The organism is Lactobacillus sp. B4005, assembly GCF_026536045.1.
Classification (GTDB): Bacteria; Bacillota; Bacilli; order Lactobacillales; family Lactobacillaceae; genus Lactobacillus; species Lactobacillus panisapium.
Genome location: NZ_JAFNOZ010000002.1, coordinates 289,841 through 302,928 on the forward strand (window position 1 = coordinate 289,841; position 13,088 = coordinate 302,928).

Sequence of the window (13,088 nt, forward strand, 5' to 3'; positions counted from 1 at the left end):
ATTACAAAGAAAGCTTTTTCAGCATTTGTATAGCAAAGACAGGCAGTTTTGAGGAAATTTTGAGATAATCTTTTTGATTGCAACTAAAAACCAAGCAGCAATTACCACTTGGTTTTTACTTATTTAGTTTTTGCCATTTTTATTCCTTTAAGTTGGGAACGCTTTAGAATTTAATGTGAGTGTTCATTGTGGCGATTAAAATTGCAAAATTGGTATGAACCATGAACAACTAATATTCTTAATATACTAGTCATAGTCAGACTTTAAAAATATTTTATATTATTTTTTCCTTATTTACTCAAAAACTTTATTTAAAGAAGCTGGTAACACTATCTGCCTTTTTAGATAAAAAAGCCAGTAATTATTAAGATAAAAACTTATAAAAGAGTTTTTCAAATATTGAATTTTTCAAGATAAAAATATTTAAGACTTTATTTGCTTGCTATTAAAAAATTAAATTTACATTTTTTTGTTTAAAATATTCTACCCATTCAGTATCAGGTTTTTTATCCGTAATTACATCACTCAATTTTGAAATATCTATTAGATGAACAAAACCTTTTTTCCAAAATTTAGTGGAGTCTACAAGAAGATAGACTTCATTTGCTTGCTCAATCATAATCTTCTTAATTACGGCTTCAGAATCTGTTGAGTCTGTGACACCTTGAGCTATATCTAAGCCCTTACAGCTAATTAAGGCAACATCCACATTGTAGTTTCTTAAAGTACGCTCCGCAATCACACCATGAAATGAAAGGCTTTGTCTATCTAATATTCCACCTGAAGAAATAAAGTTGGCTTTGCCGTTGTATAGTTGCCTAGGAACTTCAGCAGAATTAGAAACAATTGTCAAATTTGTATCCCTTAGAAATTTGATGGCATTGACAACCGTCGAACTTGAATCAGCAAAAACACTACTGTAATTTTTCAACAGTGATGTAACTTTTAGAGCTATCTTATCTTTATTTTCTTTGTTTCTAGCTAAGCGTCTATAAAACGGTACTGCAAAATCAATTTTAGATTCATTTAGAATTGCCCCACCATATGTACGAGTAATTAGCCCTTCTGATTCAAGTTGACTTAAATCCCTTCTAATAGTCTGATTTGTAACACCAAATTTTTTACTTAAATCAGAAATATTAACAGAATGATTATCTATCAAATCTTTTTTTATTAATTCTATTCTTTCCATATAAGTTTCCACTTCCGACAGTCTTTAAATCTATTCTAGCAAATGTTTAATTAATATAATACAAAAATATATCTAACTTTTAAAAAATAAAATAAGACCAAGTTTAAAGACTTGATCTTATTTGCTAAAAACAAATTTAACTTTAGTAGTAATTAAAAGGGTAAAAACTTTAATAATTATCTAGTTTTAACTCGGCCTTACTCTGTGAACCAAGTACGTGAATCTTATGAACAGCCTCATCTTTTATCCCCTCACGAACATATTTTTGAACCTCAAGGTAAAGCTGATCACGATGTTTATTAAATGCTTTCATAGCCGCAATACCAAGATCAGTATGAATATTAACCTTGCAAATTCCCATTGAAACTGCCTTAGAAACTTGATCATCCGGAATTCCCGATGCGCCATGCAGAACTAGTGGAACCGACACCACATTAGATACTTTTTCTAATACATCAAAATTAAGGCTTGGCTTTGAAGTATATACGCCATGAACTTGACCAATTGCAACCGCTAAAGAGTCACAATGCGTTTGATCCACAAATTTTTTAGCAATCGATGGATCGGTATATTTATAGTTCTCCATTGCCTTTTCATATTTATTTGGATCCGCCACATGACCAAGCTCAGCCTCAACACCAACATTCAAAGGGTGAAAATATTCAACTACTTTTTTCGTTTCGGCAACATTTTCTTCAAACGATAGCTGAGAGGCATCACGCATTACAGAATTCATACCATAATCATATCCATTTTTAACGATATCAAAACTGCGTCCATGATCCCAATGTGTTATTACTGGTAATGATGAATGCTTTGCCATTGAGACCATCATGCCAGCGTATTCCTCAAAAATAGTATTATGGATAAAACCTGTACCAAATGAAATAATCACAGGTGAATTTTCCTGCTCACAGGCATCCATTACTCCTTCAAGCATTTCGACGTTCCAAACATTAAAATGAGGAATTGCAAAATGGTTTTTTTGAGCAATTTTTTCCCAATATCTTACATCTGCCAACATTATATTCAATCTCCCAAAATTTAATCATCAAAATCATAATGAAATACAACTTTTATAGCTGACTTGTCAGCCATAGCATCAAAGCCCTTCTGCCACTCTGAAAGACCATATCTATGGGTAATCATTGATTCAACATCGACCTTATGAGCAGCCAACAATTTTGTCGTCCGACGCCAAGTTGATGAACTATAGGCTTGATGCCCTTTAATATCAATGTTCCACTCAGTAATACGGTTAATTGGGTAATTAAATGATTTATATCCCATACCCACACGTACAATTGTTGCATTTGGGCAAACCATTTCAATAGATTGATGTAAGGCTACCATTGCTCCAGAACATTCAATAACAGTGCCCAGGTTCTCTTCTCCAATTATTTCCTTGCAGCGCTTCAATACATCTTCTTTGGAACCGTTAACGCAGTCCGTAGCCCCCAATTTCTTAGCTATATCAAAACGATATTTGGTATCTGCATCAAGGCCAACCACGACTATCTTCAAAGCACCTATTAGTTTAGCTATCTGTACTGAAAAAAGACCTAAAGGGCCCGTACCAAACACTACCACATCATCGCCAGGTTTTAATCCGGATTGTTCAGCTACTGCTTTATAAGCATTACTAATAGGATCAAGACAACTTGCCTCTTCATATTTGACATTATCTGGAATTCTCCAAAGTGCATGTTTGTGAATACGCAAAATTTCACCAGGAACTAAGCAGTATTTTGTAAAGCCGCCACCCCAGTGATTATTATCTAAACCTAAGTTGATTTTATGTGGACAAAGTAAGAAATCACCCTCATCACAAGCGGGACACAATCCACAAACATGACCAGTATTGTCAGAAACTACTCTATCGCCAACTTTCCAGTCAGTAACCTTGCTTCCAACTTTAACAACATCACCCGCAAATTCATGTCCACGAATAGAGTTAAAATCTTTTGATCCATTATCAACTTTATAATGTTTCATATCCGCGCCGCAAATTGTTGCAGCCTTAATCTCAATTAAAACATCTTCCGGACCCACTTCAGGCACCGGTACATCAATCATTTTATAGCCACCAAATGGCTTACCATAGCGAGCTAATGCTTTCATATCATTTACCTTCTTTCCTTTATATTGAACCAATTTCTTCAACAGATTTTCCTCTGGTTTCAATCCCAAAAATTCCAATCATAAGAGCAGTAATTAAACAAGTAACACCAAGTAGTATAAAAACACCGGTAACACCAACTGTATCTAATAATTTAGCAACTACGAACGGAACAATAATTCCACTAATTCTACCTATTGCATTACATATACCTGACCCTCGTAATTTTGCATTTGTCGGCCAAATTTCAGGAACATACACTGCTGAGGCATAACAAACAAACATATAGACTGAGATCATTAAAAAGAAGCCTAAAATTGAAATCATTAGCATTCCTTTTTGTAATGAATAAATATAGCCTAAAATAGCCATAATGCTCAATAAGCCTATTCCCATTGCTTTTCGTGGAATTTTATCCATTATTAAAGTGGCTATAAATATGCCTACAGGTGCCCCAAACATATTCATGGTATTGAGAAAAACAGAATTTTTAATATTAATTCCTTGTGTTAAAAACATTGTTGGTAGCCAATTTATCAAAGTATATTGCGTAACGTTCATTGCAATTAACGAAAAGGAACCTAAAACAACTCTCTTCAAAAGGTCACCTTTAAATAGTTCAGAATAAGAAATATTCTGTTTAATATTCACATTTTCTTTCTTGGCACTGGGCAAATTACTATGAGTTTCTTTAATTACTTCATTTTCAATGCTAGTTAACACTTTTGTCGCTTCATTATAGCGTCCCTTAGATTCTAACCATCTAGGACTCTCGGGAAAGACCTTCCATGCAACACAAGAAATGAGGCTGGACAGAACAGCCGGAATTATGAATTGCAAACGCCAATTCATATCGGGGGCAACTGTTTCCGTTAAAAACATTGCAATTACTGAACATACTGGATATGACCAGTTTCCAATAAAAGAAACACGTGATGACCAAGTACCTCTACTTCTTGAAGGCATATATTCAGTAAAGCTAGCAAAAAGAATTGTTAACAGTGCACCTAAAGCTATACCCATAAAAAAGCGGTCAAACATCAAGAAACTCATATTCGGAGACGCAGCTGCAATTATCATTGTTAATATATGCATCACCTCAAAAAACAAAAATGTTTTCTTTCTACCTGATCTATCTCCTACATAACCACCTAGCAAAGCTCCAAAAAACATTCCTGCAGTACTTAAAGAAGTGAACAAAGCAGTTAAATTATTATTAGTCCAGCCGATGGTTTTTAACTGTGCCAAAACTAGTCCACCAATTGCATTGCTCCAGCATGTTAATAGCGCAAATCCTACAATGAGAAATATTTTCCAATGAAATTTACTTGTTGGAAGTCTATCCAGTCTGGATCCCGCATGAGGTATTTTTCCATTTTCCATTTTGACCTCCTTATTAGAAAGTCCTTATTACTATTTGAGTCATGACTCAACTTTTATACTAGGCTAAAAATGTCAAAAGTCAATATTATTTTTATTTTTTGTTTTCGTTTAATACATTAATTATTTATTAAAGTGTTGTTTTATCAGCATTTATTGCAGAACAGTTTGCCTTATTATTTTATTTTGCATTCTTTTTTTACATTTTATGTTTCAAAACAACATTTTTTGTTGTACCATAATGTTAGCGATTTCAAAAAATACGAAAAGAGGATAGAAATGAATAATGGATATAGTTCCGAACTAGTTCTAGATAATTTACCTTTCTCACGGTGGCATCTAGAGAATTTCTTTATTTTAGGATTTGGTTTACAAATCAACGGTGTTCTCAATTCTTCTGGAAATTCAATTCTAGCTGATTTGGTTCATAAAGGTTGGTCTAATAATTATTTGAATGCAGCTTTTTCGTCAGTCATGATGACTGGATTCTTTATTGGATCACTATTTGGCGGTTGGCTCGGTGATAAATTAGGTAGAAAACTTTCAAATGAAATAGCAATCATTATCTTTACGAGCTTTTCATTATTAGCAGCTTTTTCACCAAATATGGTTTTTTTGATTATTTGCAGAGGACTAATGGGTATTGGTATGGGAGCAGGAATCGAATTAGGTTATGGCTCTTTTACTGAACTAATTCCAGCTAAATTTAGAGGCAAATGGCAGGCTATGCTATCCTGCTTCGGTAATCTTTCACCGTTAATTGCTTCGATAGTTTGTTTGCTAGCAATCCCTACAACCGGATGGAGATCTGTTTTTATAATTTGTTCTGTTTGTGGTTTTATTTCTTTCGTCTTCTTTTATCGATTTTTTCGAGAATCGCCTCACTGGTTATTGCAAAATGGTTATAAAAAAGAAGGTGAACATTTAATTAAGGAAATAGTAAACAAAGTAGAAAAAGAACAGGGACACAAAATAAACATACCAAAAGAAAAATTGACTACGCCAATTGAAAACCAAAGGAAAGTCAACATTCCGTTAAAATATTTCTTTTATGGTGCTCTAGGTAGAAGAACTTTGGTTTGCTCCGTCACACTAATAGCAATGAACTTAGCCTTATACACCATTAATAATTGGATTCCAACAATTTTTGTGAATAATGGCATAACTGTTACTAAATCTTTATTAATGACGACTATTATGATCATCGCCGCTCCAGTAGGAACTTTTGCATCAACATTAATTATGGAATTTTTACCTAGAAAATGGTTTGGCGGAATTTTTATTATTGCTATCGCTATTTTGGGGTATATTTATGCGCAGCAAAGAAGTGAAACTAATATTTTAGTCATTGGTTTTCTAATGATTTTCATTCTTTACATTTATAACAGTTTCTCTTCTGCTGTATATGCTACAGAACTTTGGCCTACGCAAGTCAAAATGCGCGGACTTGGTATATCAAACGCAATTGGTCGCTTTGTTGCTATTACTTCTCCATATTTAATTGCCTGGCTTTTAACTGATTTTGGCGTTATGGCTGTTTTTATCACATTAGGTGTTTTATTAGGTCTTTGTGCATTAATTATTTTCTTATTTGGAATTGAAACCAGAAAAAAAACTATTAATGAAATTGACAGTTCTATTAATTTAAAAACTAACAAGGAGGTTAATCATGCATAATACAAAAGCTGTTCTTAAAGAACCAGGCCAAATGATAATCAAGGATTCAGAGATTGGTGACCCTAAGGATAATGAGGTGCAAGTTAAAGTCTGCGACGTGAGCATTTGTGGGTCGGATATGCACGGGTTTACCGATGGCCCGTATTTACCACCTAAGGATCCAAAACAAGAAATAGGTTTGGGGCACGAAACAGCTGGAATAATTTCGAAAGTTGGCAAAAAGGTTAAAAATTTTAAGGTTGGTGATAGAGTTGCTATTGAACCTGGGGTACCTGATGGAACATGTGATTTTTGCCTATCTGGGCACTATAATGTTTGTCCAAATGTTGATTTCTTAGCAACAGCACCTAATTATAAAGGTTCGCTTACAAACTATATAAATCACCCAGCAGAATGGACATACCATCTACCTGACAATATGAGCTTAGTTGAAGGCGCAATGACTGAACCTGCATCAGTTGCTATTCATGCTGCAGAATCAGCTGGTAATTTACTTGGCAAAACTGTAATCATTTTAGGTGCAGGTGCTGAGGGATTGTTAACCACCATGGCCGTAAAAATTGCTGGTGCAGCTAAAGTTGTAGTTATCGATGTTATGGAAAATCGTCTGATGAAGGCTAAAGAACTAGGTGCAAATGCCACTTTCAACGGTAAAGACAAAAATATCGTCAGTGAAATTAAGTCAGTTGTGGGTAAAATTGGTGCCGACTTTGTTTACGAATGTGCGGGAAGTAATGCAACGGCTCAAATTGGGCTAAAAGTTGTCAAAAACACTGGAACATTTTTCATTCTGGGAACGATTCCCGGAACCACACCAGTTGAATTTCTCAAAATAAACCGTGAAGTAACAATTCATACCCTTTTTAGATACGTTAATGACTATCCTAAGACTATCAAAATGATTGCAAGTGGAAAATTCAATGTTATGTCCATTGTTGATAAGTACTTTGTATATAACGATATCCAAAAAGCATTCGAATTTGCAACCCAACACAAGAGCGATTTTATTAAAAGCGTAGTGATAGTCGACAAGTCATACAGGTAAGGTGAAAAAATGTCACAAGACGTAATTTGTGTAGGAACTGCTTTAGTTGATATTCCTTTATTCCCAATTACACCCAAGATACTGGATGAGGTTTCAGCGCCAATCGAAGATATATCCATGAAAATTGGTGGCGATGCTATCAATGAGGCGATCATTATCTCCAGATTGGGCAAAAAAGTTTCATTGGTTAGCGCTGTGGGCGATGATGTTGCTGGACACTATGTTATCAAGATGGCTAAAAAAAATAAGGTCGACATTTCTAATTTAAAGATTGATTCTCGACTAACAACTTCAATTAATGTTGGACTAGTAAAGCCTGATGGCCAAAGAACCTTTATTACAAATAAGAATGGCAGTTTGTGGAAGATGGACGAAACAGACATTGATTTTAGTTCAATTAATAACAGTAAAATTCTGTCTATGGCAAGTATCTTCAATAACCCGTTAATTGATGACCAAGTCATCCTCAAGATTTTTAAACAAGCAAAAAAAGAAAATATGCTTATCTGTGCAGACATTGATGCACCCCGTTTGGGCGAAACAATCGATGATATTAAATATATTCTACCTTACATCGATTACTTCTTTCCGAACGACAAAGAGGCTGCCCATCTAACTGGTTTAACCGGCCTTGAAAACCAAGCCAACCTACTGCTTAAATTAGGCGTTAAAAATATCATTATCAAGACAGGAGATCAAGGTTGCTTTATCAAAAACAAGTATTTAATGAAGTTTATTCCTTCATTTAAAGTGCCATCCAAATTTGACATTGATACTACTGGAGCCGGAGACAATTTTGCAGCAGGTTTTATATCTAAACTAGTTGAAGGTGAAAGCTTTGAAAATTGCGCACTATTTGGCAACGCAGTCGCCTCTATTTCAGTAAGAGAGCTAGGTGCAATAAATGGTTTGAAAAATAAAGACCAAGCTGAACAGTTAATAACAAAACGTAAAAGATAAGGAGTTACAAAATATGAAATTAGGAGACAATATGCAAGTTTCACGTATTGGATTAGGCACTTGGGCACTAGGTGGAGGGCCAGCGTTTACAGACTATAACAACCATCAATCAGCCATAGAGACAATAAGGGGAGCATTAAAATATGGTATTAATTTGATTGATACTGCACCAGGTTATAATTTCGGCGAAAGTGAGAAGTTAGTTGGAGAAGCTATCAAAGAAAATAGGGAGAAATACACTATTATTACTAAATGTGGAATAACTTGGGAAAGACAAGGGGCTTTCTTTAATAAAGTTGGGGAACGATCCTTATATAAAAACTTGTCTCCTGAATCAATTTCTTTGGAATTATTCGATACATTAAAGAGACTGCAAACTGATTATATTGATGTCTATATGACTCACTGGCAATCAGTTGAGCCTTATAAAACACCAATTTCAGAAACCATGAGATATTTGATGGAATTAAAGGAGAAGGGAATAATTCGCGGAATTGGTGCGGCAAATGTTAACGCTAATGATGTGCGAGAATATCTTAAATACGGTCAACTTGATATTATACAATGCCGTTATAGTATCCTTGATCGGGAAGTTGAAAAAGACTTGCTACCACTTTGCAAAGAAAATAATATTGTTTTAGAAGCTTACTCACCACTGTCAATGGGTATCTTATCAGGCTCAGTGCCACGTGACTATGTACCGCCTAAAGGTTCTGCACGAAATGGCAAAAAGTGGTTTAAACCCGAAAATTTAGTAAAAGTTGATGACATGCTTGACGCTTGGCAACCTTTATGCCAGAAGTACAATTGTACGTTAGCTAACTTAGCCATTGCCTGGGTTCTTAACCAAAGCGAAAACGTTAATGTGTTGAGTGGATCTACATCCCTTGATCAATTAGATGAAAACAGTAAAGCAATGAATATTAAAATTGAGCCAAATGATCTCGCACGAATGAGAAAGATGGCTGAGGCTTTGGATAATTAAAAAGTTGCTTTAGTTAACTACTGTATAATCAATTCTTAAAAAATTAACTCTCTGAATCAAAATTATTATTAGTTCAGGAAACAAAAAAAGATAGTAAAAAGCATCCCAATCCATAATCGAATTTATTTTAGGGATGCTTTTCTTTGTTATTCGGTTTGATAAGGTCGATAAGTTTTGTGTTCAGTTGAATATTCCACTACCCTTTTGATCTTTAGTCCAGAAAAATCGATCAGGGACACACCATCAAAACAGTATTCCTTTTCCTCTCTTGCTTGGAAAAACCACGTAACAACAAATTGACCCGAGGTGGTTTGTTCGATCTTAAAAATTGTCCACTTTAAGACCGTCTGTTTCTGGGCCGCCACTTTAATATATGCTTTAAGTTCAGCTAGACCTTGGTAAGTAGCTCCGTAACACTCACGGTAGAACATGTCTTGTTCAAACCATTGATCAAGCTTGGAAAAATCTTTCTTAACCCAGGAATCAAAATAATCTCTGATAATTTGCTCCTTTGCATTCACAATCTGCTCTTTAGTCATAGCGCATATCCTTTTTTATTTATTACTGCAATTTACCTTAGAAAAAAAGGCGGCACCTATTCGGCGTCGCCTTCTATTTTTATACGTGACTACTTGTTAGTAGTTGCATAATCAGAAATGTTCAAAACTTGTTGGAAACCATTTGTACTAGTAATTGTTAAAACTGTGTTGTTGTTACTAAACTGAATAGCACTCTTGTCTACCCCATTAACAGTTGCAATTAATTGCACAATTTGGTCAGCTTCAGTACTAGTTAAGTTCTTTAAATCAGCAACTACAACTTTTTTACCGTTAAGAGCTGCTTTTGCAGTATTAATTTTACTTACCGCATCATTAACTTGCGCAATAGTTGAACCAGCAGAATTAATTTGGTTACCAGTGGTAATTGCAGCATCGTAAGCATCGCGAAGTGACTTAGCTGAAAGCTTGTAAGCGTCACTTGCCTTAACCGTTGCATCTTGGTTTAAAAGATCTTGCAAAGCCTTTTTATCGGAGGCAGCAGCATTTACAGTGGCGTTTTTAGCTGATTCCGGTGTATTCACTGGCGTCAGTTTTTGACCACTGATTGTGCTAACATCGTCTTCTTTAATAAAGCCATTCTTATCGCTTTGCAACTTGTAGAACAAGACAGCCTTATTTTCAGCTTCAACCCAAATATAACGCAGTTCGCTTACCCGAGCAGTGTGACCCTTAGCAAACGTCTTGGTAGTTTGAAGAACACCTTTATCGTTGTAAACATTAGCATCACGAGCAAGAGTTACAAGAGTAGAGTTAGGATCTTGTTCTGGCTTAGAATTTGCTGGTTTTAATTGCTTACCGGTAATTACACCTACATTATTCTTCTTAACCCATTGATCAGTACCAGGATAATTGCTGTCGCTAATCCGGTAGTATAATTTACTTCCGATGTATTGTAACTTATCAACTTGAATTTGTTGACCAGTTCTAAGCAATTTCTTAGTTGAATGGCCTTCACCATCATAGATGTAGGCATTGTGGCTCAATGTAATAACAGTTGGGTCATTTTGATTGTCACTTGGTGTGTTATCAGTATCAGCAGGCTTTAACTTACCAGAAAGCTTGCCAACATTAGCTGCCTTGATAAATTGATTATCTTGACCACTAATTCTGTAGTACAGCTTTTTGCCAATATGAATTGATTGGTCAAAGCTTACGGTTTGACCCTTCTTGATCTTCTTTTTATTGGTCTTACCCTTAGCATCATAGATATAAGCATTGTGCTTAATCTTGCCTGTTACAGCTGTATTTGCTGCTGGAGTTGTTTTACCAACTTTCTTGCCGTCAACATAGCCAACGTTAGCAGCTTTTACAAAAGCACCATTACCAATGTCATAGTAGTCCTTGCCAGAAATTGTAACCTTTGAACGGTAATTCAAGGTAATGCCCTTAACAATTTTAGTATTCTTGGCACTGCCCATGTAAGTCTTCAGGCGCTTTCCATCCTTGTCATAAACATATGCATTATGACTTAACTTAATTGTGCCTTTTTTCGAAGTTTTCTTCTTAGCCGTTGCCTTTTTGGCAGCTTGTACAGTTACAGCTTGACTAGTACTTATTACTGGACTAACACCAATCAGTGCAGCAGTCGATACCATCATTAACTTATGACTTAGTTTCATCTATTATCTACCTCGTTTTAAAAAACAATCTCAATACAGTAATTGTATACTAAAAAAGAGATTTTATAAATCAAGTTGGTAATAACTTAACTTTTCTTAATACTCTTAATTAAATACTAAAAACAAAAGTTATTGCGCCAATTTTTGTAATAATTATACTTTACTTTGCTAAAAGAACAAACTATTCAGCAGCTTTTTTACGCATTTGCCGCTCACTAATTGCAGTATAAAGCAAAAACAGCACTGCTACTATTGATGCACCGTAAAGCACGGTATTGCTGGCAATCCAGCCAAAATGATCAACTAAAATACCAATTAATGCTGTCGCCAATGTCTCGCCAAAAATGTACTGGAAAAAGCCCATGAATCCCGTCGAAGCACCAACGGCAAACTTTGGCACAACTTCATTGATCATTAAGCCAACAAGCGTCAGCGGGGCATAAATCAAGTTACCCATGATAATTAGGGCAATAATAATTACAGTGTGATTGCTACTGAAAAAGTAGCAGGTTAAACAAAGCAGCATTCCAATTACACAGACAATTGAAACTGTCGCCCGCCGACCCTTTAAAGCGTCAGAAATTGCACCAATGATAATCACGCCCGGCACAGAAGCTAATTCAAAAATACCAATTACCCATTTGGCTGCTGCTGGATCAAAACCCTTATTTTGAACTAAATAAGAAGGAATCCAACTTTGAATACCGTAGCGCACAAGGTATAAGGACATTGATGTTAAGGTTACCGCCCAAACAAGCTTATTTTTCAGAATGTATTTAATAAAAATTTGCGTGATGCTTAAATCTGTTTGATCGGAGGTAGAAACTTGGCCATTATCAAGGATGACTTTGTCACCGGTATAAGTTGAAATATCTGGCAAGCCCACTACCTTTGGCCGATCAGCTCCTAACAGCAGGATTAAGATGCAAATTATGAATGAAATAACCGAGGCGGTGTAGAAAACTGCAGGAATCGAGCCAGAAAAAAGAAAGACCGCCAGTTGTACTATGGCAACGCAGATAAACGAACCGGCATTGTGGGCAGAAGACCAGATCGAATACATTGTGCCCCGCATTCTTGGCCCCCACCAAAGCTGAATCATTTTTTGACAAGCCGCTGCGCCCATTCCTTGGGTTACGGCCATTAAAAACATTAAGAGCATCATTAAATATAAGTTTTTGGTTGAGCCCAAGAAAATATTTAATACTGCCGACAAGAACAGGCCTGCCATCAGGTAGCGGTTGGAATCGCATTTATCAGCAAAAACGCCCATGAATAACTTAGCCACACCGTAGCCAATGCCAAAGCAGGATAAAATCAAGCCAATGTTAGCCGTGGAAAAATGATAGGCCTTCATAATATCATTTTGCTCGGTTGTAAATACTAAACGAATAATGTAATAACCAATGTAGCCAATACAAGTTGCGAGCAGCACGCCAAATTGCCGCCACTTATACGTACTTGCAACCTTTTCAGGTGGCACAATTTTCTGTGAGTCAGGTTGTTTTAAGATCCATTTAAACATTTTTTCACTCCCTTTTTATTCATGAT

At 35.6% G+C, this 13,088-nt stretch carries 11 protein-coding genes; 4 read left to right on the plus strand and 7 right to left on the minus strand.

Going from position 1 to position 13,088, the window contains the following annotated elements; all coding sequences use genetic code 11:
- Nucleotides 1-445: 445 nt before the first annotated feature.
- From J3U73_RS05830 to J3U73_RS05845, 4 genes are all read right to left on the minus strand, one after another.
- The gene (locus tag J3U73_RS05830) at nt 446-1,192 is read right to left on the minus strand and encodes a DeoR/GlpR family DNA-binding transcription regulator (protein ID WP_220268494.1); all 747 of its coding nucleotides are present in this window, start codon (nt 1,190-1,192) and stop codon (nt 446-448) included.
- A 169-nt stretch (nt 1,193-1,361) separates the two neighbouring features.
- Complete coding sequence (locus tag J3U73_RS05835; RefSeq protein ID WP_220268495.1) at nt 1,362-2,216, minus strand: class II fructose-bisphosphate aldolase; 855 nt, start codon at nt 2,214-2,216, stop codon at nt 1,362-1,364.
- 20 nt (nt 2,217-2,236) lie between these two features.
- On the minus strand, nt 2,237-3,355 hold the full coding sequence (locus J3U73_RS05840) for a zinc-binding dehydrogenase (RefSeq protein WP_267409837.1): 1,119 nt from the start codon (nt 3,353-3,355) through the stop codon (nt 2,237-2,239).
- The gene (locus J3U73_RS05845) at nt 3,333-4,694 is read right to left on the minus strand and encodes an MFS transporter (protein WP_267392424.1); all 1,362 of its coding nucleotides are present in this window, start codon (nt 4,692-4,694) and stop codon (nt 3,333-3,335) included. The genes J3U73_RS05840 and J3U73_RS05845 overlap by 23 nt, the downstream gene beginning before the upstream one ends.
- A 165-nt stretch (nt 4,695-4,859) precedes the next feature.
- Between J3U73_RS05845 and J3U73_RS05850 the strand changes: the two genes are divergently transcribed.
- The 4 genes from J3U73_RS05850 to J3U73_RS05865 are packed head-to-tail and all read left to right on the plus strand — an operon-like array spanning nt 4,860 to nt 9,358.
- A complete protein-coding gene (locus tag J3U73_RS05850; protein WP_220268498.1) occupies nt 4,860-6,368 on the plus strand; it encodes an MFS transporter in 1,509 nt (502 codons plus the stop codon).
- Nucleotides 6,361-7,413, plus strand: a complete 1,053-nt coding sequence (locus J3U73_RS05855; protein WP_220268499.1) for an NAD(P)-dependent alcohol dehydrogenase — start codon at nt 6,361-6,363, stop codon at nt 7,411-7,413. Before J3U73_RS05850 ends, J3U73_RS05855 begins: the two co-directional genes overlap by 8 nt.
- A gap of 9 nt (nt 7,414-7,422) precedes the next feature.
- Nucleotides 7,423-8,373 carry a carbohydrate kinase family protein gene (locus tag J3U73_RS05860; protein WP_267392425.1) on the plus strand — a complete coding sequence of 317 codons (951 nt, stop codon included), beginning with the start codon at nt 7,423-7,425 and terminating at the stop codon, nt 8,371-8,373.
- A gap of 13 nt (nt 8,374-8,386) precedes the next feature.
- Nucleotides 8,387-9,358, plus strand: a complete 972-nt coding sequence (locus J3U73_RS05865; protein WP_220268501.1) for an aldo/keto reductase — start codon at nt 8,387-8,389, stop codon at nt 9,356-9,358.
- A 146-nt stretch (nt 9,359-9,504) separates the two neighbouring features.
- Here the strand turns inward: J3U73_RS05865 and J3U73_RS05870 are convergent, their stop codons facing one another.
- The 3 genes from J3U73_RS05870 to J3U73_RS05880 all read right to left on the minus strand — a co-directional run bounded on the left by J3U73_RS05870 (nt 9,505) and on the right by J3U73_RS05880 (nt 13,062).
- Nucleotides 9,505-9,897, minus strand: a complete 393-nt coding sequence (locus tag J3U73_RS05870) for a nuclear transport factor 2 family protein (protein WP_220268502.1) — start codon at nt 9,895-9,897, stop codon at nt 9,505-9,507.
- Nucleotides 9,898-9,986: 89 nt separating this feature from the next.
- Nucleotides 9,987-11,537 (minus strand): SLAP domain-containing protein, encoded by a 1,551-nt coding sequence (locus J3U73_RS05875; RefSeq protein WP_220268503.1) that lies wholly within the window; start codon nt 11,535-11,537, stop codon nt 9,987-9,989.
- Between the two features lie 181 nt (nt 11,538-11,718).
- Nucleotides 11,719-13,062: an MFS transporter gene (locus tag J3U73_RS05880; RefSeq protein WP_220220170.1), complete on the minus strand. Its 1,344-nt coding sequence runs from the start codon at nt 13,060-13,062 to the stop codon at nt 11,719-11,721.
- Between the last annotated feature and the right edge of the window lie 26 nt (nt 13,063-13,088).